Annotated in this window: 21 protein-coding genes; 14 read left to right on the top strand and 7 right to left on the bottom strand. The window is 72.4% G+C overall.

The features are described 5' to 3' along the window. The first annotated feature begins 295 nt into the window (after positions 1-295). Together ACWEPF_RS28370 and ACWEPF_RS28365 are read left to right on the top strand one after the other, a co-directional pair. Entirely contained in the window at positions 296-1618 is a 1323-nt protein-coding gene (locus ACWEPF_RS28370; RefSeq protein WP_452174765.1) for an ammonium transporter, read from the top strand. Beyond that, a complete protein-coding gene (locus ACWEPF_RS28365; protein WP_345285908.1) occupies positions 1615-1953 on the top strand; it encodes a P-II family nitrogen regulator in 339 nt (112 codons plus the stop codon). The genes ACWEPF_RS28370 and ACWEPF_RS28365 overlap by 4 nt, the downstream gene beginning before the upstream one ends. 7 nt (positions 1954-1960) lie before the next feature. On the opposite strand, the gene ACWEPF_RS28360 is transcribed toward ACWEPF_RS28365, so the two are convergent. The 3 genes from ACWEPF_RS28360 to ACWEPF_RS28350 all read right to left on the bottom strand — a co-directional run bounded on the left by ACWEPF_RS28360 (position 1961) and on the right by ACWEPF_RS28350 (position 4063). Beyond that, positions 1961-2800, bottom strand: a complete 840-nt coding sequence (locus ACWEPF_RS28360; protein WP_452174764.1) for a hypothetical protein — start codon at positions 2798-2800, stop codon at positions 1961-1963. 11 nt (positions 2801-2811) lie between these two features. After that, positions 2812-3309 (bottom strand): SigE family RNA polymerase sigma factor, encoded by a 498-nt coding sequence (locus tag ACWEPF_RS28355; protein ID WP_345285904.1) that lies wholly within the window; start codon positions 3307-3309, stop codon positions 2812-2814. Between the two features lie 103 nt (positions 3310-3412). After that, a complete protein-coding gene (locus ACWEPF_RS28350; RefSeq protein ID WP_452174763.1) occupies positions 3413-4063 on the bottom strand; it encodes a TNT domain-containing protein in 651 nt (216 codons plus the stop codon). Positions 4064-4334: 271 nt separating this feature from the next. Between ACWEPF_RS28350 and ACWEPF_RS28345 the strand changes: the two genes are divergently transcribed. Next, on the top strand, positions 4335-6101 hold the full coding sequence (locus ACWEPF_RS28345) for a carbohydrate-binding module family 20 domain-containing protein (protein ID WP_452174762.1): 1767 nt from the start codon (positions 4335-4337) through the stop codon (positions 6099-6101). Between the two features lie 77 nt (positions 6102-6178). On the opposite strand, the gene ACWEPF_RS28340 is transcribed toward ACWEPF_RS28345, so the two are convergent. Beyond that, positions 6179-6922, bottom strand: coding sequence for an SDR family oxidoreductase (locus ACWEPF_RS28340; RefSeq protein ID WP_345285902.1), 744 nt, complete (start codon positions 6920-6922; stop codon positions 6179-6181). Between the two features lie 208 nt (positions 6923-7130). Between ACWEPF_RS28340 and ACWEPF_RS28335 the strand changes: the two genes are divergently transcribed. From ACWEPF_RS28335 to ACWEPF_RS28320, 4 genes are all read left to right on the top strand, one after another. Continuing rightward, the gene (locus tag ACWEPF_RS28335; RefSeq protein WP_452174761.1) at positions 7131-8423 is read left to right on the top strand and encodes an ROK family protein; all 1293 of its coding nucleotides are present in this window, start codon (positions 7131-7133) and stop codon (positions 8421-8423) included. Between the two features lie 380 nt (positions 8424-8803). Beyond that, complete coding sequence (locus ACWEPF_RS28330) at positions 8804-9829, top strand: alpha/beta hydrolase (protein ID WP_452174760.1); 1026 nt, start codon at positions 8804-8806, stop codon at positions 9827-9829. A gap of 172 nt (positions 9830-10001) precedes the next feature. Then, the gene (locus tag ACWEPF_RS28325; protein ID WP_345285896.1) at positions 10002-10730 is read left to right on the top strand and encodes a hemerythrin domain-containing protein; all 729 of its coding nucleotides are present in this window, start codon (positions 10002-10004) and stop codon (positions 10728-10730) included. Positions 10731-11015: 285 nt separating this feature from the next. After that, positions 11016-11972 (top strand): DUF1152 domain-containing protein, encoded by a 957-nt coding sequence (locus tag ACWEPF_RS28320; RefSeq protein ID WP_452174759.1) that lies wholly within the window; start codon positions 11016-11018, stop codon positions 11970-11972. A gap of 10 nt (positions 11973-11982) precedes the next feature. Here the strand turns inward: ACWEPF_RS28320 and ACWEPF_RS28315 are convergent, their stop codons facing one another. Beyond that, entirely contained in the window at positions 11983-12687 is a 705-nt protein-coding gene (locus ACWEPF_RS28315) for an SDR family oxidoreductase (protein ID WP_452174758.1), read from the bottom strand. 69 nt (positions 12688-12756) lie between these two features. Between ACWEPF_RS28315 and ACWEPF_RS28310 the strand changes: the two genes are divergently transcribed. After that, positions 12757-13569, top strand: coding sequence for a LysR family transcriptional regulator (locus tag ACWEPF_RS28310; RefSeq protein WP_452174757.1), 813 nt, complete (start codon positions 12757-12759; stop codon positions 13567-13569). Here the strand turns inward: ACWEPF_RS28310 and ACWEPF_RS28305 are convergent. Next, the gene (locus tag ACWEPF_RS28305; protein WP_452174756.1) at positions 13560-14114 is read right to left on the bottom strand and encodes a DUF1697 domain-containing protein; all 555 of its coding nucleotides are present in this window, start codon (positions 14112-14114) and stop codon (positions 13560-13562) included. The two genes, ACWEPF_RS28310 and ACWEPF_RS28305, sit on opposite strands and share 10 nt — an antisense overlap. Before the next feature lie 53 nt (positions 14115-14167). Between ACWEPF_RS28305 and ACWEPF_RS28300 the strand changes: the two genes are divergently transcribed. Further along, positions 14168-14638 carry a pyridoxamine 5'-phosphate oxidase family protein gene (locus ACWEPF_RS28300; protein WP_449796854.1) on the top strand — a complete coding sequence of 157 codons (471 nt, stop codon included), beginning with the start codon at positions 14168-14170 and terminating at the stop codon, positions 14636-14638. A 149-nt stretch (positions 14639-14787) separates the two neighbouring features. On the opposite strand, the gene ACWEPF_RS28295 is transcribed toward ACWEPF_RS28300, so the two are convergent. Continuing rightward, complete coding sequence (locus ACWEPF_RS28295) at positions 14788-15150, bottom strand: arsenate reductase family protein (protein WP_452174755.1); 363 nt, start codon at positions 15148-15150, stop codon at positions 14788-14790. Positions 15151-15247: 97 nt separating this feature from the next. On the opposite strand from ACWEPF_RS28295, the gene ACWEPF_RS28290 reads away from it, so the two are divergent. The 5 genes from ACWEPF_RS28290 to ACWEPF_RS28270 all read left to right on the top strand — a co-directional run bounded on the left by ACWEPF_RS28290 (position 15248) and on the right by ACWEPF_RS28270 (position 23022). Continuing rightward, entirely contained in the window at positions 15248-16465 is a 1218-nt protein-coding gene (locus ACWEPF_RS28290; RefSeq protein WP_345285882.1) for a cytochrome P450, read from the top strand. A gap of 79 nt (positions 16466-16544) precedes the next feature. Next, positions 16545-17453, top strand: a complete 909-nt coding sequence (locus ACWEPF_RS28285; protein ID WP_452174754.1) for a MurR/RpiR family transcriptional regulator — start codon at positions 16545-16547, stop codon at positions 17451-17453. Beyond that, complete coding sequence (murQ, locus tag ACWEPF_RS28280) at positions 17453-18415, top strand: N-acetylmuramic acid 6-phosphate etherase (protein ID WP_345285880.1); 963 nt, start codon at positions 17453-17455, stop codon at positions 18413-18415. The genes ACWEPF_RS28285 and murQ overlap by 1 nt, the downstream gene beginning before the upstream one ends. A 44-nt stretch (positions 18416-18459) precedes the next feature. Further along, positions 18460-19968: a PTS transporter subunit EIIC gene (locus tag ACWEPF_RS28275; RefSeq protein WP_452174753.1), complete on the top strand. Its 1509-nt coding sequence runs from the start codon at positions 18460-18462 to the stop codon at positions 19966-19968. Between the two features lie 609 nt (positions 19969-20577). Continuing rightward, positions 20578-23022 (top strand): tetratricopeptide repeat protein, encoded by a 2445-nt coding sequence (locus ACWEPF_RS28270; protein ID WP_452174752.1) that lies wholly within the window; start codon positions 20578-20580, stop codon positions 23020-23022. Position 23023 lies beyond the last annotated feature (1 nt).

The following is a 23023-nucleotide window of genomic DNA, read 5'->3' as shown; positions in this document are numbered from 1 at the left end:
AGAGCGTCACCCTGAAGTTCAACGGTGTCGAGGACGCGTCGCTCGCGACCAGCTTCCTGATCGACGACACCTCCATCGCCACCAGCTGACGCACCCTCAGCGGTAGTTGAGCCCCGGCCCGGCGGATCCCATCCGTCGGGCCGGGGTACTTCCGTGAGCAGCCGGAAACGGCCCGGCAACACGAAACGCCACCGAAACACGCACGTCCGCATCCGGAAATCCGGCCCGTCCAGACTCGGCTCCCATCCGACGCGCACCCCACCCCGGCGCGTCGAGGGACCCCGGAAGGCCGCAGATGCTGCTCGCAGAGACCCCCGCCGGGCCGGACACCGGCGACACCGCCTGGCTGCTGGCCAGCACCGCGCTGGTGCTGCTGATGACGCCGGGCCTGGCGCTGTTCTACGGCGGCATGGTCCGCACCAAGAGCGCGCTCAACATGATCATGATGAGCCTGGTCTCGATCGCCACCGTCACGGTGGTCTGGCTGCTGGCCGGCTACTCGCTGGCCTTCGGTCCGGACCTCGGCGGGCTCGGCCTGATCGGCGGGCTCGACCACCTGGGGATGGCCGGGATCACCCCCGCCTCGCTCACCGGCAAGGTCCCCACCCTGCTGTTCGCCACCTTCCAGCTGACCTTCGCGATCGTCACCGCCGCGCTGATCTCCGGCGCGGTCGCGGACCGTGCCAAGTTCGGTGCCTGGGTGCTGTTCACGGTGGTCTGGACGCTGCTGGTCTACGTGCCGGTCGCGCACTGGGTGTTCGCCCCCGGCGGCTGGCTGCTCAGCAGGCTGGGCGTGCTGGACTTCGCCGGCGGCCTGGTGGTCGAGGTCAACTGCGGGGCCAGCGGCCTGGCCCTGGCCCTGGTGCTCGGCCCCCGGCTGGGCTTCCGGAAGGAGGCCATGCGCCCGCACAACCTGCCGATGGTGGTGCTCGGCGCGGGCCTGCTCTGGTTCGGCTGGTTCGGCTTCAACGCGGGCTCGGCGCTGGGCGCCAACGGCACCGCCGCCGCCGTGCTGCTCAACACCCAGGCGGCCGGCTGCACCGGCCTGCTCGGCTGGCTGCTGGTGGAGAAGAAGAAGGACGGCCACGCCACCACCCTCGGCGCCGCCTCCGGGGCGGTGGCCGGACTGGTCGCCATCACCCCCTCCTGCGGCTCGGTGGACCTGCTCGGCGCGCTGGTGATCGGCGCGGTGGCCGGTGTGGTCTGCTGCTACGCCGTCAGCTGGAAGTTCCGCTTCGGCTACGACGACTCGCTGGACGTGGTGGGCGTGCACCTGGTGGCCGGGGTGATCGGCACCGTGCTGATCGGCGTCTTCGCCTCCGCGGTGATGACCGGCGGCCCGACGGGCCTGCTGCACGGCGGCTTCGGGCAGCTGGGCAAGCAGCTGCTGGCCGTGCTGGTGGTCGGCGGCTACGCCTTCGCGGTGACGTACGGGATCGGCAAGGCGATCGACCGCGCCATCGGCTTCCGGGCCAGCGCCGAGCACGAACTCACCGGCCTGGACCTCGCCGTGCACGCCGAGACCGCGTACGATCACGGCGTCCTGGGCCACGGCAGCGCGACCGCCGCGACCCGGCCGGCCGCCACCCCCTCCGTCCTGAAGGCCCCTCAGTCATGAAGCTGATCACCGCCGTCGTCAAGCCCTTCAAGCTGGACGAGGTGAAGACCGCCCTGCAGTCGCACGGCGTGCACGGACTGACCGTCACCGAGGCCAGCGGCTACGGCCGCCAGCACGGTCACACCGAGGTCTACCGCGGCGCCGAGTACCGGATCGACCTGGTGCCCAAGGTGCGGATCGAGGTCGTGGTGGAGGACGAGGAGGCCGACCTGGTGGTGGACGCCATCGTCTCCGCCGCCCGCACCGGCAAGATCGGCGACGGCAAGGTCTGGGTCGTCCCGGTGGACGGCATCGTCCGCGTCCGGACCGGCGAGCGCGGCCCGGACGCGGTCTGAGGGTCCGTCAGCGGCGGCCGCTCGCTTCGGTGAGCCGCCGGGGCACCAGCTCCTGCCACTCCTGCGCGCCGGTCCAGGCCCAGAGCAGCTCGGTGGAGAACGGCACCGTGGACCGCGAGCCGACCGGGATGCCGTCGGAGCCCATGACGGCATTGCCGGTCACGATGGTGACGGCCATCCCGTCCAGCCGTTCGCGGCGGACGGTGAGCAGCCGGAGGCCGTCGTGGTAGTCGGCGTCCTCCACCAACTTCCGCTCCCCGGTGGGGAGCACCAGGCTGGTGCAGTCGGAGCCCCGGGCGCAGTCGAAGCGTTCGGCGGACGGCCGGGAGAGCGCGACCCGGACGTCGGCCCGGCCGCGGGTGTCCTGGTAGCGGACGCTGATCTCGTAGTAGCCGTCCACCGGGCGCCAGTTGGCCTTGGCCGGCCCGGTGCCCGGGGCGGACTCCGGCAGCAGGACGGCCGTCCCGGTGCTCGGCAGCATCCGGGACAGCACGGTGAACATCGCCTCCCGGGTGACCGGCACGGTCGACTCGGGGTCGGCCGCGGTCGGTGTCGGTGTCGGCGACGCTGACGCCGTCGCCGTCGGCTCCGTCAGGGGGCTGGCGGCCACGGTGGCCCGGGCGCCGCCCTCGTCGGGCCGCCAGAGGTTCGGGGTGGCCACCGTGACCAGGGCGGCCACGGCGAGCGCCGTGCCGGCGATCCGCAGCCGGCGGCGGCGCCGGAGCCTGATCCCGAGGCGTCGGCCCTCGGCCACCATGGTGGCGACCGGGGCGTCGATGAGGTGGACCGCGTCGAAGAGTTCGTCGAGTCCGGGGTCGTGCGGCATGTCGTCCGTGCTCCTGGTCATGAAGTGCTCCGTCACAGACTCAGCAGGAGTTCGCGGTCCGCCCCGAGGATGCCCCGGAGCTTGGCCAGCGAGCGGGTGGTGAGGGTCTTGACGGCGCCGGGCGAGCACCCGAGCAGCTCGGACACCGACTCCACGCTGTGGTCCTCCAGGTACCGGAGCACCACCACCGCCCGGTTGCGGGGCGGCAGTTGGGCCAGCGCGGCGACCAGGGTGACCCGCAGGTCGGACTCCTCGTTCCCGAGTGTCAGCTGCTCCGGCAGCTCGGCCGAGACCACCTCGGTGGAGCGCCGCAGGCGCCGCTGCGAGAGGTACATCCGCAGCAGCACCTTGCGTGCGTACGCGTCCAGCCCGGGCTCGTCCCGGCCGCGCCGCAGCCGCCCCCAGACGGTGAACATCTTGGCCAGGGTGATCTGCACCAGGTCCTGCGCCTGGTGCCAGTCCCCGCACATCAGGTACGCGATCTGGAACAGGCGCCTGCTCCTGGTACTCGCGAACTCCTCGAACTCCATGCCCCCGCCCGACCGTGGTTCCCGCTGACGTCATGGAACCTGACGCTTCGGAAGGGACAGAGGTATCACACGATGTTTCGCACGGGCTTTCGCGAGGCTTGCGTCAGGCGCGGGCGAGGTAGCCGTTGTCGATCAGCCAGAGCACGGTGAGCCGGGCGGGGGAGCCGGGCACGTGGCGGGACTCGAGCTGGAACTGCCAGCCGAGGCCGGGCTGGCCGAACCACGGGGCGATCGGACCGGCGTCCACCGTGAAGGACTTGGCGACCTTGTAGACGTGGTAGTTGCAGGGCTCGGCCGGGTTGCTGTCCAGCGACTGCGGGGGCAGGGCGCGGCTGGCGTACGAGAGGCCCTCGGGCGCCAGGTAGGAGCCGTACTCGCTGCCGTAGCGGTCGATCCGCTGGCCGGGGAGGAGGGTCTGCTGGACCTCCAGCGGGGTGCCGTCCGGGAGGGTGACGTAGCCGTCGGCGGGCGGGTACCGCCAGGAGCCGGCGCCGCCGTCGTAGTAGGTGTCCAGGAACTGCTGCTCGCCGAGGCCGCCGGTGCGCTGGTAGCCCCGGAGTTGGCGGCCGACCGCGCCGGTGGTGGGAAGCCGCTCCGGGCCGAGGCGCCGGTCGCCGTGGAAGTCCTCGGTGGAGCAGACGGAGGACGGGGCGGCGGTGACCGCGGTGACCGCGGTGGTGGCGGCGGCCGTGGCGGTGGCGGTGAACAGGGTCACGGTCATGCCGATGGCCAGCAGGGTCTGACGGATCCTCATGGGCGGGACGCCCTCCCTCGGGTGACGGAGCGGATGCGGACGGTGATCATCGAAGCGGCGGCCGGGGTTCCGCGTCAATGGGAGCGGGGAGATCTGGCCGAGACCCGATCGGGTGACCGATCCGTGTCCTCCGGGAGTCTTGACGCTCCTGGGCGGCGGCCATAAGTTCAGCGCGTTGCAAGTTTCCAGCAAGTTTCAACGAGCTTGCGCAAGAGGCTTCCCAGGCCTCCGAATCCCCCCAGGCTGCCCCACCCAGCCCCCTGGAGACACCGTGGTCACCACCTCCCCCCGCCGCGCCGTCGGCGCCCTCGGCGCGTCCGCCGCCCTGGTGCTCTCGCTCGGCACCGGACTCTCGCTCGCCCCCACCGCCCAGGCCACCCCGCCGGGCACCAAGGACGTCACCGCCACCCTCTTCGAGTGGCGCTTCGACTCCGTCGCCAAGGCCTGCACCGACACGCTCGGCCCCAAGGGCTACGGCTACGTCGAGGTCTCGCCGCCCCAGGAGCACATCCAGGGCGCGCAGTGGTGGACCTCCTACCAGCCGGTCAGCTACAAGATCGCCGGACGGCTGGGCGACCGCGCCCAGTTCCAGTCCATGGTGAACACCTGTCACGCCGCGGGCGTCAAGGTGATCGCCGACTCCGTGGTCAACCACATGTCGGCCGGCTCCGGCACCGGCACCGGCGGCACCACCTACACCAAGTACAACTACCCCGGTTTCTACCAGGACTGGGACTTCCACTCCTGCCGCACCGCGATCGGCAACAACTACGCCGACCGCTCCAACGTGCAGAACTGCGAGCTGGTCAACCTCTCCGACCTCAACACCGGCTCCGCGTACGTCCAGCAGACCATCGCCACCTACCTCAGCGACCTGCTCTCGCTCGGCGTGGACGGGTTCCGGATCGACGCCGCCAAGCACATCGCCGCCGCCGACCTGGCCGGCATCAAGGCGAAGATGAGCAACCCGAACGCCTACTGGGTGAGCGAGGTCATCTACGGCGCGGGTGAGGCCGTGCAGCCCGGCGAGTACACCGGCGTCGGCGACGTGGACGAGTTCCGCTCCGCGACCTGGCTGAAGAGCGCTTTCAACGGCGGCCGGATCTCCGACCTCTCCGGCTGGGGCAACGGCCTGCTGGCGAGCTCCCAGGCCCGCACCTTCGTCGACAACTGGGACACCGAGCGCAACGGCTCCACCCTCAACTACACCTACGGCTCCGCCTACACCCTGGCCAACGTCTTCCTGCTGGCCCACCCCTACGGCTCGCCGAACGTCTACTCCGGCTACGCCTTCACCGACCACGACGCCGGCCCGCCGAACGGCGGCACCGTCAACTCCTGCTACACCGACGGCTGGAACTGCACCCACGCCTGGCGGCAGGTGGCCAACATGGTCGGGTTCCGCAACGCGGTCGCGGGCACCGGCATCGTCAACTGGTGGTCCAACGGCAACAACGCCATCGGCTTCGGCCGCGGCGACAAGGGCTACGTCGCGATCAACCGCGAGGGCGGTGCGCTGACCCAGACCTTCCAGACCTCGCTCCCGGCCGGCACCTACTGCGACGTCCAGCACGGCGACTTCGCGTCCGGCAGCTGCTCCGGGACCAGCTACGCGGTCGGCTCCGACGGGAAGTTCACCGCCACCGTCGGCGCGGGCGACGCCGTCGCCCTGCACGTCGGCGCCCGGACCTCCGCCACCGCCACCCCGACCCCGACCGCCACCCCGACCCCTTCGCCCACGGCCGCCACCGCCGCCGCCTTCGCGGTGAACGCCACCACCGTCTACGGCCAGAACATCTACGTCGTCGGCAACGCCACCGCCCTCGGCGGCTGGGACACCTCCAAGGCCCTGCTGCTCTCCTCCGCCGCCTACCCGGTCTGGAAGCTCAACGTCCCGATGGCAGCGGGTACTTCCTTCGAGTACAAGTACATCCGCAAGGAGTCCAACGGCGCCGTCACCTGGGAGTCCGGCGCCAACCGCACCGCCACCGTCCCCACCAACGGCACCGTCACCCTGAACGACACCTGGCGCCCCTGACACCCTCCCCCGTACGGCCGGCCGCCCCACCCCCAGCGCACGGGGGAGGGGCGGCCGGTCCCGTTCCGGACGGTCCGTCAGCCGCGGCCGATGTAGGGCATGGTGGTGGCCATCACGGTGGCGAACTGGACGTTGGCCTCCAGGGGGAGGGCGGCCATGTGGCGGACGGTGCGGGCGACGTCGGCGACGGACATGGTGGGTTCGGGGGCGGTGCGGCCGTCCGCCTGGCGGACGCCGGTGGACATGGCGGCCGTCATGTCGGTGGCGGCGTTGCCGATGTCGATCTGGCCGCAGGCGATGCGGTGGGGGCGGCCCTCCAGGGAGAGGGACTTGGTGAGGCCGGTGACGGCGTGCTTCGTGGCGGTGTAGGCGACGGAGTACGGACGGGGGACGTGGGCGGAGATGGAGCCGTTGTTGATGATGCGTCCGCCCTGCGGGGTCTGGAGCTTCATCCGGCGGAAGGCGGCCTGGGCGCAGAGGAAGGCACCGGTGAGGTTGAGGTCGACCACCGCGCGCCAGTCGGCGACCGCGAGGTCCTCGACGGGGGTGGGGGTGCCGAAGCTGCCGGCGTTGTTGAAGAGCAGGTCGACCCGGCCGTACGCGGAGACGGCGGCGTCGAACAGCGCGTCCACCGCGGCCGGGTCGGTGACGTCGGTGGGCACGGCCAGCGCGGGGGAGGCGGCCTCGGCGGCGACGGCGTCGAGCGCGTCGGCCCGTCGTCCGGCGAGGACCAGCCGCCAGCCGTGGGCGGCGAGTTCGAGGGCCACCGCGCGGCCGACCCCGCTGCCCGCTCCGGTGACGACGGCGACCTGATGGTCCATGGCTGGGCTCCCGGGATCGGTGGGGTCGGTGAGTCGGTGAGGGGACTCGATGATCGCGTACGGAGGGCGGGCGAGTCACTGGTCGGAGCGTCCAGCGGCGCGCCGCAGGAGGGGGGCGGGGCTTGGCGGGACGTACGGGGAGGTGACGCGCGCCACAGGGGCCGCCGGGGGTGATCGCTAGAGTGTCCGGGAGGAGGCAGGGAGAACAGTGGAGAAGCAGGACGGCCGGCCCATGCCCGCGGGCCTGGTGACGTCGGGGCAGCGCGCCGAGTTGATGCGGCAGGGCAACGCCTCCTCGGTGCTGCGCGCGGTGCTGGCGTACGGGCCGGTCTCGCGGGCCGAGATCGCCCGGCACACCGGGATCTCCGCGCCGAGCGTGACCAAGCTGACCGCCGCCCTGATCGAGGCGCAGCTGCTCACCAAGCTGGCCCCGGTGGAGCCGACCCAGGGCCGCCCCCGGGTGCCGCTGGCGCTGGACGGCGACCACGTGGTGGCGCTCGGCCTGCACATCGGACTGCTGCGCACCACCTTCGGCCTGGTCGGCCCGGACGGCAGCGTGGTGGCCGAGCGCGAACTCCCGCACCACGAACTGCCGGACCTCTCCCCGGAGCGGATCGTCGGGCAGGCGGTCGCGGGCGTGGAGGCCTTCCTGAGGGACCGTCTCGGCGGCCGCCGCCTGGTCGGCACCGGCGTGACGGTCGGCGGCTGGGTGGACGGCGCGCGCGGCCTGGTGGTGGAGCACGGCCCGCTGGACTGGCACGGCGTCAGACTGCTGGAGCTGCTGGAGGGCCGGCTGCCCGGCCCGGTGGTGCTGGAGCAGACGGTGCGTGCGATCGCCCGGGCCGAGCTCTGGTTCGGCGCCGGCCGGGAGACCGACGACTTCGTGCTGGTGATGATCGGCAACGTGCTGGGCGCCGCGATCGTGGTGGACCGCACCGTGCACCGCGGTCCGGGCGCCGCGGCCGGGGCGATCGAGCACCTGCCCGCCACCGACGACCCGGACGCCCCGCGCTGCCCGGTCTGCGGGGCGAGCTGTCTGGTCGTCACCGCCTCGGACACCGCCCTGGTGGCCCGGGCCCGGGAGCTCGGGGTGCTGCCGAAGCGGCGGCGGGCGGACGGCCCGGACGGCGGCGATTCGCTGGCCCTGGAGCGGTTGATCGCACTGGCCCGCCCGGCCGGTTCGGGCAGCGGCGACGAGCGGGCGCAGGAGCTGCTGCGCACCCGGGCCCGCCGGGTGGGCCGCGCGGTGGCCGGGATCGTGGACCTGCTCAACCCGAGCAAGGTGGTGCTGGCGGGCGGCATCCTGGTGGCCGACGAGTACCTGGACGAGCTGCGCACCGAGGTCGGCCGCCGCAGCCACCGGGGCCTGGCGGTGGCCGACGACATCCTGCCGGCGGTGTTCGGCTCGCGGACGCTGGTGCGCTCCTCGGCGGTGCCGGTGCTGGAGCGGGTGATCACCGAGCCGTTCACCGCGCTCGGCCTGCTGCGCTCACAGCTCTGACCCGCCCCCGGGAGGGTGTGACCTTGCTCCCGCTTCCGCCGTGACCCCGGTCACGTCAACGCCGCCGACGGCGGGCCGAGTCGACGCCGCCACCGGGGCCGGGCCGTTCGAATGCGGTCGCATCCCCGCCGACCAGCGGGGGTGACCCCCGTCGAACGGCGGGAAGGCGGAGGTCGGGAGGGGAAGATCGCAACCGGTCCGCGCCGGGCCCGCGTCGTAGGATCACGGACGGCACACCTGCCCCGCCGGGAGCGGGTCGCCGACCAGGGTCGGCGTTCCGGGCACCTCCGCGGTGGCCGCAGGAGACGCCCGGCCCGGGCCCCGCACCGGGGACCTCGTCCGGAGACGCCCGGGCGATCGACCGCTCGGAGAAGAAGACCTTGTTCCTGAAGCCCGCCCGTTCCGTCCTGGCAGCCGTCGGCGTCCTCGGACTGTCCCTCGGCCTGGCCGCCTGCGGCAGCACCCCGGCGCCGTCCGCCCAGGACGGCAAGGCCGGTGGCAAGGGGGGTTCCTCGGGCAGTCCGAGCGCGGGTCAGAGCAGCACCCCGCCGCCGAAGCCGAGCAAGGTGCTGATGCCGACCGGTCCGGCGGCCGACCTGAAGAAGGTCCGGGACACCTCGGCCGGGCCGATCATGCTGACCACGCTGACCGGCGCCAAGTCCGGTGTCAGCGGCAAGGTCTGGGTCTGGCTGCCGCCGGAGTACCAGGACCCCAAGTTCGCCAAGACCGGCTTCCCGGTGCTCACCCTGTACGCCGGCGGGCAGAGCGCGGGCTACAACACCTGGACGGACAACCAGCTGCCGATCCAGGAGATCGGCGCGCAGCTCTCCAAGGAGGGCAAGGCGCACCCGTTCATCCTGGTGATGCCGGTGCAGAACCTCGACTCCAACGAGTCCAAGGCGCTGGAGTGCAGCGACATCCCGGGCCAGCCCAAGATGGGCACCTGGATGGCCCAGGACGTCCCCGACTTCGTGCGGGCCAACTTCCGCACCGTCAAGGGCCGGGACGGCTGGGGCCTGATGGGCGCCTCCACCGGCGCGTTCTGCAGCGCCAAGCTGGCGCTCCAGCACCCCGACGTGTTCAAGGCCGCCGTCCCGATCGACGGCTACTTCAACCCGGACTCCCCGCTCTGGAAGGGCCACGACACCGAGCGGCTGGCCAACAGCCCGGACCAGCTGGTCGCGGCCGGCAAGGCCGACGTGCGGCTGCTCGCCACGGCGGGCGGCGCCAACGCCTACGAGGTCAAGCTGGTGAAGAACTGGGTCGCCAAGGCGGCGGCGCCCGCCACCGTCGAGTACTACGAGCAGCCCGGCGGCAAGCACCTGACCTCGGATTTCAAGAAGATGATCCCGGTGACCCTGGAGTGGCTCTCCAAGAACCTTGCCGGGCCGCAGGGCGACGACTGAGCGCGGCGGGCGGGCCCGGGGGCGGCTGAGTCCCCGTCAGGTCGTTGACCTGCACGTCAATCAGACATTGATTCGACTCTGATGAGCTGTCATCACCCTGGAGACCATGCCGGGGCGCCGTCGAGTGCGGCGCCCGACCGGCCCGGTCTCAGCCAGTCGTGAAGAGAGTGCCATGCCCAGCCACCTGCTGCCCGTCGAATCCCCGAAGGTCCCCGCCCAGGCGGGCGGGCCGCGTGAGACGCAGCCCGCCGTCGAGGCGATCCCGTTCGCCGGGCTGCGCCTGGTGCACGCCGCTCTCCGCCGCGACCTGGCCCGGATCCCCAACGCCCTGCGGCTGCTGCAGCCCGACGACACCGCCACCGCCGAGGCGATCCAGCGGCACTGGGACTTCCTGACCGCCATGCTCACCTGCCACCACGAGCAGCAGGACACCCGGCTGTGGCCGCTGCTGCGCCGCTTCGCGCCCGAACTGCGGCTGCTGCTCAACTGGTTGGAGTCCGACCACCACAACCTCGACCACTCCTTCACCCGGGTCACCACCCTGGTGCGGATCGCCACCCGGGACCCCGCCAGCAGCTGGTCGGTGGCCTACGCGGTGGAGGAGCTGGCCGCCCGGCTGGAGACCCACCTGCGGATCGAGGAGCGGCAGCTGCTGCCTCGGATGGACGGGATCTTCCCGGCCGGCTCCCGGATGGGCACCCTGCCGGAACTGCTCGACCTGATCCGCGCCGCCGACGGCCCGGGCAGCTCGGACGCGCTGGCCTGGCTGCTGGAGGGCGTGGAGCCCGAGCAGGTGGACCGGCTGCTCGCCGACTGCGACGACACCACCGCCCGGCACTGGCCGCACTGGCGCGACACCTACGCCCGCTGCACCGACGAGCTGTGGGGCCCGCGCCCCTAGGGGGTGTCTCCTTGATGGGGCCGGGTCCGCGCCGCCGGGGCACGCGCCCTCCTTGCCCGCCAACGGGCAGGAGGGGCCCTTCGCCGGCTTCTCGTCGGTCGCCGATGCTCCGCATGGACTCTCCCCCAGCCTTCGGCCGGGAGGTGCCCCCTTCTCGGCGCCGCCGATGCACGCGCCCTCCTTGCCCGCCGACGGGCAGGAGGGGGCCTCCGACGACGCGGCCTGATCCGACCCCATCAAGGAGACACCCCCTAGTCCTGCGGCGCGGTGGCTTACGATGCGCGGATGTCGTTCGAGCCGTTGCTGATGAGCCGTCTGAAGGATGCCCGGCGGGTGCTGGTGGCCGGGGCCGGGGGTGGCTTCGACGTCTACGCCGGGCTGCCGCTCGCGCTGGAGCTGCGCGAGGCCGGGCACGAGGTGCACCTGGCGAGCCTCTCGTTCAGCCACCTCTACGGCCTGCCCGGCGAGGTCTGGCTGGCGCCCGAACTGGCCCGGATCACCCCGGACACCGCCTCGGCGGAACGGTACTTCCCCGAGCGCACGCTGGCCCGCTGGCTGCGGCTGCACGGACTCCCGGACACCGTCTGGGCCTTCGGCTCCGTCGGCGTCAAGCCGCTGCGCGCCGCGTACCGGGCCCTGGTGCGGCACCTGGAGATCGACGCGATCGTGCTGGTGGACGGCGGCACCGACATCCTGATGTGCGGCGACGAGGCCGGCCTCGGCACCCCCGAGGAGGACATGGCCAGCCTCGCCGCGGTGGCCGGGATGCCCGAGGTGGCGACCCGGCTGGTGGCCTGCCTGGGCTTCGGCGTCGACGCCTACCACGGCGTCAACCACTCCCTGGTGCTGGAGAACCTGGCCGCCCTGGACCGCGACGGCGGCTACCTCGGCGCCTTCTCCCTCACCCGGCAGAGCCGCTCCGGGCAGCTCTACCTGGACGCCGTCGAGCACGCCAGGGCCGCCTTCCCCGAGCACCCCAGCATCGTCCAGGGCTCGGTCGCGGCCGCCCTGCGCGGCGAGTTCGGCGACGTCCGCTTCACCGACCGCACCAACGGGACCGCGCTCTTCGTGAACCCGCTGATGTCGATGTACTTCACCGTCACGGTGGAGGCCCTGGCCGCCCGCAACCGCTACCTCGACCGGATCGAACGCACCGTGCTGATGCGTCAGATCAGCACCGTGATCGAGGAGTTCCGCGACGAGCTGCCCGCCCAGCGGCCGCCCCGGCAGTTCCCGCACTGAGGCCCGCGGCTCACCAGGGGACGGTCTCGCCCCGGTGGTCCACGAAGTGCAGCCCGGTGGCCGCGCGGTGGCGCTCGATCGTCCCCACCACGCCGGGCACGCTGTCGGCCACGCTCAGCGGGGCGTGCGGTCCGCCGAGCTCCGTGCGCACCCAGCCCGGGTCCATCAGCAGGAAGGTCCTGGAGTCCTCGGCGTTCCGGGCGGCGTGACAGCGCATCAACTGGTTGAGCGCGGACTTGGCGGCGCGGTAGAGGTCCTGCCCGCCCCGGGTGTTCAGCGAGACGCTGCCCTGGGAGGAGGACATCACGCCGATCGTCCCCTCCGGCCGGACCAGTGGGCCGAGGACGTCCACCACCCGCATCGGGCTCAGTGCGTTGACCACCATGACCTCGGTGAACATCTCCGTCGGCACCTCGCCGATCGGCAGGTCGCCGCGGGCGACGGCGGCGTTGACGAAGAGCAGGTCCAGGGAGCGGCCGGCCGCGGTCAGGCGGTCGCGCAGGGCGGCGAGTTGCCCCTGGTCGGTCATCTCCAGCTCCTCGATGGTGAGCCGCCCGCCGGCCGTCCCGGCGAGCTCGTGCAGGCCGGTGCGGTGCTCGCCGCGCACCGTGCCGATCACCTCCCAGCCGCGGCGGAGGTACTCGGCGGCGATCCCGAGGCCGATGGTGCGGGAGGCGCCGACGATCAGTGCGGTCTGCTGTGCTGTGTCGTTCATGGCCCCAGTCTCCGAACGGCCGGGGCGGTGCGTCCAATACCCTTTGGAGCCCGTTGATACCGTGCGGGTATGGATCTCGACCTGCGCAAGCTCCGGTACTTCCGTGCGGTCGTGGAGCACGGGGGGTTCGGCCGGGCGGCACGGGAGCTACACATCGCCCAGCCCGTGCTCAGCCGTCAGATCCGCGCGCTGGAGCATGAGTTGGGACAGCGACTGTTCGACCGGACCACCCGGAGCGTGGAACCGACCGCGGCCGGGCGGCAGTTGTACGAGGAGGCCCGGCGGATCGGTGCCACGGTGGACCGGGCCCTGCGCCGGGTCGCGGAGGCCGCCCGGGGGGAGCACCGGCTGGTGGTCGGCTTCTCGGCCGGCCTGCGGGTCTCGGAGGCGATCCGGGAGTTCACGGCGCGGTACCCGGAGGTGGCGGTCGACGTCCTGCCGCTGCCCTGGGCCGAACGCGACGCCCCGCTGCGCGACGGCCGCGCCCAGGTCGGCCACCTGCGCCGTCCGTTCGACGACACCGGTCTGCGGACCGTCCCGATCGGGGTGGAGAGCAAGGTCGCCTGCCTCCCCGCCGCGCACCGGCTGGCGGGCCGCCGGTCCCTCACCCTGGCCGACCTGGACGGTGAACCGGTGCTGGACGCGAAGGCCCGGCGGACCGCCTCGCTGGAGGAGAAGTTCGAACTCATCGCCTCGGGCCAGGGCGTCGCCCTGATCCCGGTCAGCGTCGCCGCCTCCTACGTCCGCCCCGAGCTGGTCGTCCTGCCGGTCACCGACCACCCGCCGGTCGAGACCTGCCTGGCCGCGCCGGCGGACGACCGCTCCGAGCTGGTGGCCGGCTTCCTGGAGATCGCCACCGCCGTCCTGCGCCGTCAGGCCTGATCCTTCCGGGCGGCCGCCAGGATCTTGACCGTGGTGTGGAAGAAGCGGGAAGTGCCCTGGCCTGCGTAGGACTTGGGGAAGGACTTGGCCGGATCTCCGGAAAGCCGCCCGTTCTTCAGGTGGAAGACGGTGAAGGCGGCACCCGGGGTGGCGGAGAGGATCTCCCAGCCGCCCTTGGGGTCCCGGACCGGGAACTCCAGGTCCGCCGGGAGCGGCTCGGAGAGGAAGACCACGCACAGCCGGACGTCCGGCGTCACCTCCACGGCGGCGAAGGGATCGGCCTCGACGACGGCCGCCACCTCGTCCACGGTGCGCAGCATCACCGGGACGGCGAAGCCCAGTTCGTCCTCCAGGTGCCGCTCGATCCGGCGGGTGAGGGCGGCGCGGTCGGTCCTCCCGGTGGTGAAGAAGACGTTCCCGCTCTGGATGTAGGTGCGGACGTCGGCCAGGCCCAGCTCGGCGAAGAGCGCGCGCAGCCGCTCCATCTTCACCGTCCGGCCGCCGACGTTGACCGCCCGGAGGAAGGCGACGTAGCTCTCTGTCATGCGGGCAGTGTCGCAGGCCGGAGCGTCCGCCGGGCGTTGGGACACTGTCGACCATGACGACCTGGCAGGATTTCGAGCAGGAGGCGCCCGACCTGGCGCCGGCGGTCCGGGCCCGCTTCGAGGCCAACCGGCACCACGTGCTGGCGACCCTCCGCAAGGACGGGGCGCCCCGGGTGAGCGGCACCGAAGTGCGGTTCGGCGGAGCCGATCTGACGATCGGTTCGATGTACGGCGCGGTGAAGGCCCTCGACCTCCAGCGGGACGGGCGCTTCGCCCTGCACAGCCACCCCGGCGACTCCAGCATGGCCGGCGGCGACGCCAAGGTCTCCGGCACCGCCCACGAGATCACCGACGAGGCCGAGCTCACCGCCTACCTCGCCGACCTCCCCGAGGCCGCCCCCGGCCCCTTCCACGCCTTCCGCCTCCACCCCACCTCCGTCGTCCTCACCGAGGTCGACGGCGACGAACTCCGCATCCGCATCTGGCAGCCGGGCAATCCCGTCCGGGAGATCCGCCGACGCTAGGCAGGCGGGCCGGCAGGGCAGCGACCCAGGGGCGCGAGGAACTGCGCGAGTCGGAAGGCGGCTCACCGGCAACTGAACCGCCGTCAGCCAGTTGCACGTGCTGCCGTTCCCCCGCGCGCAGTTCCTCGCGCCCCTGCGGGGCGCAACCGTCAGCCCTTGGGGACGACGGAGGCCAGGGTCTCCGGGGTGCGGGCGACCACCGCGTGGCCGTCGTCCGCGGTGATGATCGGCCGCTGGATCAGGATCGGGTGCTCCGCCATCGCCGCGATCCAGGCGGACCGGTCCGCCGGGGTGCGGCCCCACTGCTTCATGCCGAGCTCCTTGGCCACCGCCTCGTCGGTCCGGGTGATGTCCCACGGCTCCAGCGACAGCCGCTCCAGCACCTGCTCCAACTCGGCCGCGCTCGGCGGGTCCTCCAGGTACCGGCGGACGGTGTACTCCGCCCCGGCGGCGTCCAGCTCACTGATGGCGACGCGGCACTTGGTGCAGCGCGGGTTGATCCAGATCTCCATCCCCCCAACATACCGAGCGGCCCGCCGCGCCCCGGGAACTCGCCGACGCGGCCGCCGGTTGAGCCGTACAGACGGTCGAACCGGGGGAGGGACGTCCATGGACGGCGAACAGATCATCGGCGAACTGATGGGCCTGGAGGGGCGGGCCGATCCGTACCCGCTCTACCGGATGGCCCACGGCCTCGGGCCGGCCGCCGCCGCGGGCGAGAACGCGGTGCTGGTCTGCGGCCACCGCGAGGTCAACCAGGTGCTGCGCTCCACGGCCTTCCACGTGCCGGACGCGGTGCTGCGCGAGCGCTGGGAGGAGGGCTTCCTCGACCACAGCTCCAAGACCCTGTTCAGCCGCTCGATCCTGGAGACCAACGCCCCGCACCACAGCCGGATGCGCTCCCTGATCGCCTCGGTCTTCACGGCCCGCCGGGTGGCCGCCCTGGAGCCGGCCGTCCGGGCCGCGGTGACGGGGCTGCTGGACGAGCTGGCCGAGGCGGGGGCGGGCGGGGACCCGGTCGACTTCATGGACGCCTTCGCCTTCCGGCTGCCGGTGGGGGTGATCTGCGAGCTGCTGGGCGTGCCGGAGGAGGACCGCTACCGCTTCCGGCCGCTGGCCTCCGACCTGACGGCGGCACTGGAGCTGCTGGTCTCCGAGGAGGAGCTGACCGCCGCCGACCAGGCTGCGGACGAACTGTCCGGCTACTTCACCGAGTTGGCCGACCGTCGGGCCAAGGAGCCGACCGACGACCTGGTCAGCGCGCTGGTCCAGGTGGCCGCCGAGGACCCGGGCCGGATATCCGGGCGGGAGCTGCTGGCCAATCTGGTGCTGCTCCTGGTGGCCGGGTTCGAGACCACCACCAACCTGCTGGGCAACGGCCTGGCCCTGCTCTTCGACCACCCCGCCGAGCGCGAGGCGCTGCGCACCGGCGCCCTCGCCCCGGCATCCTTCGTGGACGAGGTGCTGCGCTTCGACTCGCCCGTGCAGCTCACCTCGCGGATCTCGCTCAGCGACGAGCTGACCGCTGGCGGCGTGCCCACCCCGTACGGGACGGCCCTCTTCCTGCTGATCGGCGCGGCCAACCGGGACCCGTCCCGCTACGCCGAGCCGGACCGCTTCGACCCGTACCGCACCGACAGCCAGCCGCTCAGCTTCGGCGCCGGCGCCCACTTCTGCCTCGGCGCCCAACTCGCCCGCCAGGAGGCCGCGCTGGCGATGCCCGAGCTGCTGCGCCGCTTCCCCCGGCTGGCCCCGGCCGGGCCGCGCACCCGCACCGACCGCCTGGTCCTGCGCGGCTACCGCACCCAGCCGGTCACCCTCGGCTGAGGCCCCGGGTCCAAGGTCCCGGGCGGGTTGGTGACCTTCGGACGGTGTGGGCGGGCGGGGATGAAAATATCCTTCAGGTGTGAGCGCATCGGAGAAGGAAACTTTCCCCCGCCCGCTGACGGCCCGGATCAGCGAGCGGCAGGCGGAGATGACCCCGGCCATGGGCCGGGTCGCCGCGGCCGTGGCGGCGGACCCGGCCGGGTGCGCCCGCCTCAGCGTCACCGAGCTGGCCGGCCGCACCGGCACCAGCGAGGCCACCGTGGTCCGCACCGCGCGCCTGCTCGGCTACCCCGGCTACCGCGACCTGCGGCTGGCGCTGGCCGAGGACGCGGCCCGGCGCCCGGCCGGCGGGCCGGCGGTGACCGGGGACATCACGGTGGACGACCCGCCCGCCGAGGTGATCGCCAAGCTGGCCCGCGACGGGCGCCGCACGCTGGCCGACACCGTGGAACTCCTCGATCCGGCGCGGCTGGAGCGGGCCGTGACGGCCGTGGCCGCCGCCCGCCGCACCGAGGTCTACGGCATCGGCGCCTCCGGTCTGGTGGCGCAGGACCTGATGCAGAAGCTCCAGCGGATCGGCCTGATCGCCCAGGCCCACCTGGACCCGCACCTCGCGCTCACCACCGCCGTGCAGCTGCGCCCGGGGGACGTGGCCATCGCCGTCTCCGACTCCGGCTCCACCCAGGACGTCGTGGAGCCGCTGCGCCGCGCCGCCGGGAACGGCGCCTTCACCATCGCGCTCACCGCCCGCCCCGACTCGCCGGTGGCCCTGGCCGCCGATCTGGTGCTGGCCACCAGCAGCGGCTACGAGACCTCGCTGCGGCCCGCCGCGATGGCCTCCCGGCTCAGCCAGCTCTTCGTCGTGGACTGCCTCTGCATCGGGGTCGTCCAGCGCACCTACGCCACCGCGGCCCCCGCCCTGGCCGCCACCTACCAGGCCCTGGCGCCCCGCCACGGCCACGCCTCCCCGAAGAAAGGCCGCCCCTGATGACCAGTCAGCCCGCCACCGCCGCCGGGACCGCCGCGACCCCTGCCCCGTACGCCGAACTCCGCGCCCAGCTGGAGACCTTGGCCACCGAGGCGTTCCGCCCCGAACTCGCCGAGATCGACCGGCTCTCCACCCTGGAGATCGTCACCCTGATGAACGGCGAGGACCGCACCGTCGCGGAGGCGGTGGCCCGCCGGCTTCCGGAGATCGCCGCGGCGATCGACGCCACCGCCGGACGGATGGCCCGGGGCGGCCGGCTGGTCTACGCGGGAGCCGGGACGGCCGGGCGGATGGGCGTCCTGGACGCCAGCGAGTGCCCGCCCACCTTCAACACCGGTCCCGGCCAGGTGGTCGGCCTGATCGCCGGCGGCCGCCAGGCCATGGTCACCGCCGTCGAGGGCGCCGAGGACAGCGTGGAGCTCGCCGAAGCCGACCTGGCCGCCCTGGAGTTGACCCCCGACGACGTGGTGGTCGGCATCTCGGCCTCCGGCCGCACCCCCTACGCGGTGGGCGCCGTCGCGTACGCCCGCCGCCTGGGCGCGCTCACCATCGGGCTCTCCTGCAACGCCGACTCCGCGCTCGGAGCGGCCGCCGAACACCCCGTCGAGGTGGAGGTCGGCCCCGAATTCCTCAGCGGCTCCACCCGGTTGAAGTCCGGTACGGCCCAGAAGCTGGTGCTCAACCTGCTCTCCACCGTGACCATGATCCGGCTCGGCAAGACCTACGGGAACCTGATGGTGGACGTGCGGGCCTCCAACGAGAAGCTCCGCGCCCGCTGCCGCCGGATCGTCGCCCAGGCCACCGGCGCCGACGACGCCACCGTCGAGGCCGCCCTGACCGCCACCGACGGCGAGGTCAAGAACGCCATCCTGGTGGTCCTCGCCGACGTCGACGGCCCCACCGCCGCCCGCCTCCTCGACGAACACCACGGCCACCTGCGCGCAGCGCTGCTCGCGGTCTGACCCCGACCCACCTCAACACCCCCTTTCAGCAAGGCAGAAGCACCATGACGGACGACAAGAACCGCGCCACCGCCGCCGCGATACTTCCGCTGGTCGGAGGCCCCGGCAACATCACCTCCATCGCCCACTGCATGACCCGACTGCGCCTGGGGCTGCGTGACCGCTCCCTGGTCCAGGAGGCCGAACTCAAGGCGCTCCCGGCCGTGATGGGTACCGTCGAGGACGACACCTACCAGATCGTGCTCGGCCCGGGCACCGTCGCCAAGGTCACCCCCGAGCTGCAGAAGCTCGTGGACGCCGCCCCCAAGGCGCAGAGCGCCGAGCAGCTCGCCGACCGGGGCGCCGAGATCAAGGCGGCGCAGAAGGCGAAGAACGCCACCCCGGTGAAGCTGATGCTCCGCCGGATCGCCAACATCTTCGTGCCGCTGATCCCCGCCCTGATCGGCTGCGGCATCGTGGCCGGCCTCAACGGCCTGTTGGCCAACCTCGGTTGGGCCCCGGCCCTGGTGCCCGCCCTGGGTGCGATCGCCTCCGGCTTCATGTCGCTGATCGCCGTCTTCGTCGGCTACAACACCGCCAAGGAGTTCGGCGGCACTCCGATCCTCGGCGGTGCGGTCGCCTCCGTCATCGTCTTCGCCGGCGTCGCCAAGGTCACCGTCTTCGGCGAGACGCTCTCGCCCGGCCAGGGCGGGGTGCTCGGGGCGCTGGGCGCGGCCCTGCTCGCCGTGTACATCGAGAAGTGGTGCCGCCGCTGGGTGCCCGAGGCACTGGACGTCCTGGTCACCCCGACCCTGACCGTGCTGCTCACCGGCCTGGTCACGCTCTACGGCCTGATGTTCCTGGCCGGTGAGGTCTCCACCGCCATCGGGTCGTTCGCCACCTGGCTGCTGGCCAGCGGCGGCGCCTTCGCCGGACTGGTCCTCGGCGGGCTCTTCCTCCCGCTGGTGATGCTCGGCCTGCACCAGGCGCTCATCCCGATCCACACCACCCTGATCGAGCAGCAGGGCTACACCGTGCTGCTCCCCATCCTGGCGATGGCCGGGGCGGGCCAGGTCGGCTGCGCGGTGGCGGTCTACCACCGCCTGCGCCGCAACCGCTCGATCCGCGCCACCATCAAGTCCGCCCTCCCGGCCGGCTTCCTGGGCGTCGGCGAGCCGCTGATCTACGGGGTCTCCCTCCCGCTCGGCCGCCCCTTCGTCACCGCCTGTGTCGGCGGCGCGGCCGGCGGCGCCTTCGTCGGACTCTTCAACCAGCTGGGCACCACGGTCGGTTCGACCGCCATCGGCCCCTCCGGCTGGGCGCTCTTCCCGCTCCTCCAGGGCGAGGGCAGCCTGGCCACCACCGTCGCCGTCTACGCCGGCGGGCTGCTCACCGGCTACCTGGTCGGCTTCCTCGCCACCTACTTCTTCGGCTTCACCCCGCAGATGCTCACCGAGCTCAACGCCGACCCCGAGGACACGGACGGCGAGCCGGACGCGGAGCCGGAGTCGGCGCCGGACGCGGTGCCCGCAGCGGCCGAGGCCCGGCCCGAATACACCCAGGGCACCGTCTGACCTCCGACTTCACTGGTCAGCAGCGGCGCGGCTCTGGCCGGGCCGCTGCTGACCTTTCAGGCGTTCGTGGTCGGGGCCTCCTCCTCGGTGGGGTGCGGCTGCGGGGCCGGCGCACCTGGCTTCGGGCGCTCGGTGCGGCGGCGCTTGCGGTGCGGAGGGTAGGTCATGGCGTGCTCCTCTTCCAGGCGTAATGACGATTCGCGGCCGATTGGTCAGGCCGACTGCGGTCAGTGTGGCAGCGCCGGCGGACATCGCGTCGACCGAAAACGTCAGGAGAACGTCAGGAGGCCCGAATTCGGAGATGGCATGATTCCTCTTGGGCGACCGGGGAAGTCGATAGGGCTCGGGTCAGGGGAGGTGTGCATTGTGGAGTTCCGTCTGTTGGGGCGCGTCGAGGTGAAGGACGGGGGAGTTCCGGTCGAACTGCCCCCGTTCGGAAGGGCGATTCTGGCTCTCGCTCTCCTCTCGGAAGGGTGCGAGGTCTCGCACGAGGCCATCGCGGATCATCTCTGGCCAGGGGGGAAATGGACCACGGGAAACCTCCGGGAGCACGTGCGTGAGCTGCGGAGGCGGCTTCCCCGGGTCATTCCGGCGAGGAATCGGAAGGGGATGTTCCGAGTCGAAGTAGTCGATTCCGATGTCGATGTGTTCAGGTACCGCCGCGCGGTGACAGGGCTGACCGGTGACGGTGACCAGGAGTCCCGGGCCGAGCTGCGCACGTGGCTCGAGGGCTGGGGGGAAGCGCCACTCGACGGTCTGCCGGAGACATTCGACAGGTGGCGGCGGAGCCTGGACGACGAGCACCGCGAGGGATGGGCGCGCTGGCTGCACGCGGAGCTGCGGGTGGGGGCGGCCGAGGAGGTGGCGGCACAGATGGGGTGGCTGCGTACGCGGTGGCCGTCGGACGAGTCACTGTTCGAAGTGGAGCTGCGGCTCATGGGAGAGGACCGGACCAGGATCAGGCAGGCGTACAGCGCGTGGCCCGACGTACCGAGCCAGCGGTTGGAGGCCGTCTATCGGGAGCTGACCGCAGTTCGGTCAGCGTCCTTGGTGCAGCGTCAGCTCCCCTTCGTGGCACCGGACCCGGTGGGAGTCCAGGAAGTCCACCGGCAGTTGGACGACCTGTTGCTGGTGCGGAAAGCACGGCTGGCAGTCCTGGTCGGTCCGGGTGGGGTCGGGAAGACCACAGCGGCGGCGAGCTGGGGCGGCCGGATCGAGGACCAGGAGTTCCCGGACGGAACGCTGTACGCCGACCTTCAGGGATTCACCGCGAACGGAGAGCCGCTCGACGCGGCCCAAGTGCTGCCCAGGTTCCTGCACGACCTTGGGGTCGACCCTGCCTCCCGCAGCTTGGAGGGCATGGTGGGAAGTTACCGGTCCGCTCTGGCGAGGAGGGCGGTACTCGTGGTCCTCGACAATGCGGTCAGTGCCGACCAGGTCCGTCCGCTGCTACCGGGCGGCCAATCCTGCGCGACGCTGGTGGTCAGCCGCCGGCGGCTCCGCGGGCTGGTCGCACAGCGGGCGCAGTTGGTCGAGGTCGCCCCGTTGACGCCGGGGCGGGCCGTCGAGCTGTTGGCCCGGCCGCTCGATCCCGGAGTGGTGCGCAGGAATGGGCCGTTGCTCGCGGAGCTCGCCGAGCGCTGCGACCGGCTGCCGCTGGCGCTCTCGGTGCTCGCCTCTGGCTTCCACGGGATCGGTGACCCCGGGCTTCAGGGGCTCGCGAGGTCGATGCGCGCACCCGGCCGACGGCTGGACTCGCTCGAGATCGCTGGCGAGTCGACTGGCGTGCGGGCGGCGCTCCAGAGCACCCATCGCCGACTTTCCCACCCAGCGCAGCAGTTGTACTGGAGACTCGGTGTGCATCCGGGGCCGTCAGCCGGGCTGCACGCGCTCACCGGGCTGACTCCGGAAGGTGAGCGGCCAGGCGTGGCCGCCGCAGCCCGGGAGCTCAAGGACCTGCACCTCCTCTCTTGCCCGAAGTACGACCGGTTCGAGCTGCACGATCTGGTCCGGGACCATGCCGTGGAGTTGGCCGGGCTGCGCACACCGGAGGAGCGCCGGAGTGTGCTGGAGCGGCTGCTGGAGCTGTCGTTGCAGCAGGTGTGGTGGTGCGACCGGCAGTTGGTACCGGGGCGGTCGCTGCCGATCGGTACGCCACCGGTCGGCCTCGAGCCCGTGGAGGTGCTGGGGGCCGGCAGGGCGATGGCCTGGTTCGACCGGGAGTACCCGGGCCTGCAGGAGCTCATCCGGCTGGCCCGGGAGGAGGGTCTGAGTCGGTACGCCTGGTTGCTGTCGATGGCGCTGGTCACCTACCAGTGGCGGCGGAACCGTCATGGGGACGCCGTGCAGAACCTGGAGCGGGTCGGGCAGATGGCCGACTCCGAGGCGACCCTGGCCGAACAGGCCACGACGATGCGGCTGTTGGCCGGCTCCCGGCGCGGCCTGGGAGAGGGGCAGTACAGCCTGGCGAAGACGAACCTGGCCCGGGCCATCAAGCTGAGCAAGGACGGCGGGGACGCCATCGGGGAGGCATTCGGCCTCAAGGCCATGGCCATTCTGCAGAGCGAGCACGGGGAGCTGCAGGAGGCGCTGACCAGCTTCGAGCGCACCGTGGCGACGTTCAACCAGTTGGGGAACCCGGTAGCGGAGGCCGGGGCGAGGAGCGGTCTGGGGTCCGTCTGGGGCCGACTGGGCCAGCCCGGGAAAGCTGTGGACTACCTGGAGAGCGCTGTGGCGCTGTTCAGTACGACCACGGACACCAACGGCCTGGCGGACGCCCTGGTCCAACTCGGACGGATCAGCGCCGAACAGGGTGATCACCGGGGCGCCGCCGAATGGTTCGCGGAAGCAGCCGAGCGGTACCAGGCCCTCAGCTACACCCGGAACGAGGCCCGGACCAGAGTGTTGCTCGGGGAGGCGCTGCTGGCGGCAGGTGACAGAGGAGGTGCTGTCGAGCCACTCCGCCGCGGGGAGGAGCTGTTCAGGCGGTTGGGGTTGGCGGAGCAGGCGAAGGAGATGGCCGAGCGGCTGGCCGCACTGGAAGGAGAGGGGTGAG

It is taken from the genome of Kitasatospora sp. NPDC004289 (assembly GCF_053602875.1).
The sequence above is the reverse complement of the archived record's forward strand: the minus strand, read 5'-3'. Positions and strand labels throughout refer to the sequence as shown.